This is a genomic window from Paraburkholderia sp. BR10923 (genome assembly GCF_040948765.1).
Taxonomy (GTDB): domain Bacteria; phylum Pseudomonadota; class Gammaproteobacteria; order Burkholderiales; family Burkholderiaceae; genus Paraburkholderia; species Paraburkholderia youngii.
In genome coordinates this window covers 1-2,983 of record NZ_JBFPKO010000098.1, presented here as the reverse complement: position 1 = coordinate 2,983, position 2,983 = coordinate 1, and the positions used below count along the sequence as shown (strand labels likewise).

General features: G+C 59.1%; 2 protein-coding genes and 1 pseudogene. 2 read left to right on the top strand and 1 reads right to left on the bottom strand.

The genetic code is table 11. The annotated features are described in order from the left end of the window. Window positions 1-933: 933 nt before the first annotated feature. Window positions 934-2,020: pseudogene (locus tag AB3X94_RS41425) on the bottom strand (IS701 family transposase); the annotation flags it as partial. Between the two features lie 231 nt (window positions 2,021-2,251). Between AB3X94_RS41425 and AB3X94_RS41420 the strand changes: the two are divergent. Next, window positions 2,252-2,710 (top strand): transposase, encoded by a 459-nt coding sequence (locus AB3X94_RS41420; RefSeq protein WP_368594368.1) that lies wholly within the window; start codon window positions 2,252-2,254, stop codon window positions 2,708-2,710. Next, window positions 2,707-2,874, top strand: coding sequence for an IS66 family insertion sequence element accessory protein TnpB (gene tnpB / locus AB3X94_RS41415; protein ID WP_176112620.1), 168 nt, complete (start codon window positions 2,707-2,709; stop codon window positions 2,872-2,874). The genes AB3X94_RS41420 and tnpB overlap by 4 nt, the downstream gene beginning before the upstream one ends. Window positions 2,875-2,983: the final 109 nt, after the last annotated feature.

Genomic DNA, 2,983 nt, shown 5'->3' with positions numbered 1-2,983 from the left:
CGTGCGCATGCGATCCCTGGCACAAATCCGCCCATAGTGGCTGGAAAAGGCGGCAATGAGGCCAGAAGCCGGCCTCACAGTGCTTTAAAAAGGTTGATGCGCGTTGAAATTGCACAATGCGAAAGATATAGCGACGGTGGGCGCTCAAATCGTGGAAGGCCGATTCCGGGCGGGGGTATTTCCGCATCCTGTTAAAGCCCATTCACCGATAGCATCAACAGACAAACCGGACAATTCCGACAATTTGTGTCGCTACCGATAGGGGGCGCCGGGAATTCAGACAGTGGTCTAAGTGGCGCGACTGATCCTGTCTGCTGCTATCATTCGGCAGCAAAAGCAGACAAACCATTTGAGCGGGGCCACAACGACATGTTCAAAAAATCCATGAAAGAATCAGAGAGTCGACATCGGTCACACTCCGGTCGGCGGCTTTTTTATTGGCTTTGACGTGATCGCGGAACTTGCAGCTCTGGCGTTCTATGGAGCTTCATGGATGTCACTCTGACTGCGATTCCTCACTGCGTCGTAAGGTAGCGTTCCTTGTGTTCGCTGAGTTCCTCTATGGGTACTTTCATAGCGAAGTGAACCGCCCCGGATTTTGTGGAGGCTCCAACTCTTGAGAGTGATTCATCGGGTTTTGCCCGACCCCGAAGGATGAAGCGCACGACTGCTGCGGGCGGATCGGAGAAGGAATACCCTTACGAGGCAGCGGTGGTCGACGTCGGCCCATCATCTGGTGCACCGAGCCCGTTTGAGAGTTGGATCCGCAGCCCTGCGAGCACCCCGAATTGTGACCGAGGGCACATGTTGCCCTGCCTGCGCGCCTAGTTCTACTGTGTCACATAAGTTGTTGCGCGGTCTATCCCCGCAGAGGAAGAGTGCCATCGTTGCATGAGCCGTAGTTCAAGCAGAATACGCAGCGTGGTAATGGAATCAGGAACGTGGCGTTGAGCGCGCTGGACTGCCCCGGGGGATGTAATCTGGGGGAAGGGCAGGCAGCGCGCGTTCCGGGAAGTTTTTTATCGCGCTCATCCGAGCGCATCCTGAGTCGCTGAGCCATCAGAAACCCATATGCAGCGATACTCAGCGTGGCGTGGTGGTGGAAGCCACGCCAGCCTCGCCCTTCGTAATGGCCGAGCCCGAACTCCTGTTTCGGGTCCTGATAGTCGCGCTCGATGCGCCAGCGCATTTTGGTCACGAACACGAGCTGCTCGAGGGTCGCCTCTTCGGGGGCGGTAGTGAGAAAGTATTTGAGCGGCTCCGTATCGCCATCAGGCCATTCAATGAGCAGCCATTCTTCGTCGCGAACGGTACTTCGCCAATAGTCGCGATGTGCGGGGCGAACGCGCATGGCGGCGAAGCGGGAGGAAAGTGCTGCGTTGCTGCCTTCCCGCCAGGTGACGGTTTGCCAGGCGTTCACGGGCAATTGCATGGCCAGTTCCTTCACCGCGAGCGGTTCGTGGCCGGGCGCACGGCGCAACAATGTCGGTGGCTTGCCGCGCCGGCTCCATGGCCTGGGTGGAAGTGGCGCCGTACCGGGTGCCCACACAGAGGTGCCAGGCCGGATCCCTACGGCGTACAACAAACCGAGTTCAGTTACGCCCTCCCGGAAGGCGGTTTCGCCGCCGTACCCGGCATCGGCCAGCACGATGCCCGGGGCAACGCCGGATGCTATAGCCTCACGAAGTTGGGTCAACGCAATCTCGGGCTTGGTCTCGAAAGCCAGATCGTCGGGAATGCCCGCACGACGGGCACGTTCCCGGTCTTCAATCCATTCCTTGGGGACATACAGCTGCCAGGCAATCGGCAGGCTGCCGCGTTGTGTCGCGATCGACAGGCTCACTGCGACCTGACAGTTGTCCTGTTTGCCGAGTTGCCCACAGTACTGACGTGCCATCCCGACCGAATGACGTCCCTTCTTTGGAAAACCGGTGTCGTCAATAATCCAGTAGTAACCGGTTTCTTTAGCAGCGTGCGCGTCTAACGCGGGCATCACCCATTCCCGTATCCCCAGCAATATGCCAGGTCTCTGGAATTCCAACAACACGATTTCCGCCGGAAACCCCCAACGCTTAAGGCTCTACGGTTTGTTCAGGCTGGACTACTTACCATGGTCGCGTGAGGCCAGCCTCAACTTCATCCCGATCGCAGCAGCCGAGTGCCTCCGTTTCTTCGATTCGGTGGCTGCGACGGATCGCGCCACATACCCATAAGGATCAAGGTAAGCGGCTCGTGCCGGCCGTTATAGACGGTGGCTGAGGGCGACATCAAAGTGATGCCCATCATTTCCAATCTGATGGGCACCACTTTGACAGAGTCTGCGGAGAAGAAGCCGGGTTCCCGAACGGGGCGCCCGAACTACCCCCGGGAGCTGCGTGAGCGACTGGCAGCAGCAGCTTGCGAGCCGGGCGTATCAGTCGCGAAGCTGGCGCGGGAGAACGGCATCAACGCGAACATGCTGTTCACCTGGCGGCGGCGATATCTGGCCGATCAGCAAGCTCGATCTGCCGGGCTCATTCCGGTCGTATTGCTCAACGACACGCCGACGGAGGTCATTGCATCAGCTCCGGTAGAAGCGCCCGCGCAGGGCTCGAAGCCTGTATCACCGGTCGGCACGATCGAGATCCGGATCGGTCGTGCGGTGGTTAAAGTGGACGGCCTGGTTGATGCCGATATGCTGCGGATCGTGCTGGGTAGTCTGCGCTCATGATCTCCCTACCGGCAGGCACGCGCATCTGGATCGCTGCTGGCGTCACCGATATGCGATGCGGGTTCCAGGGGTTGGCAGCGAAGGTGCAAACAGCGCTTGGGGAGAATCCGCTGGGCGGCAACGTCTACATCTTCCGGGGCCGTCGGGGGAGTCTCGTGACATAGTGCATCCTTTGGTTAGAAGCCCGGCAACTTGAGTGACTTCTCTGCTTCCTGTCGGGCCTTGAAGTGAGGCGGTCGCCTTTCCTTAATAGCCCGTACACCTTCCCTGACG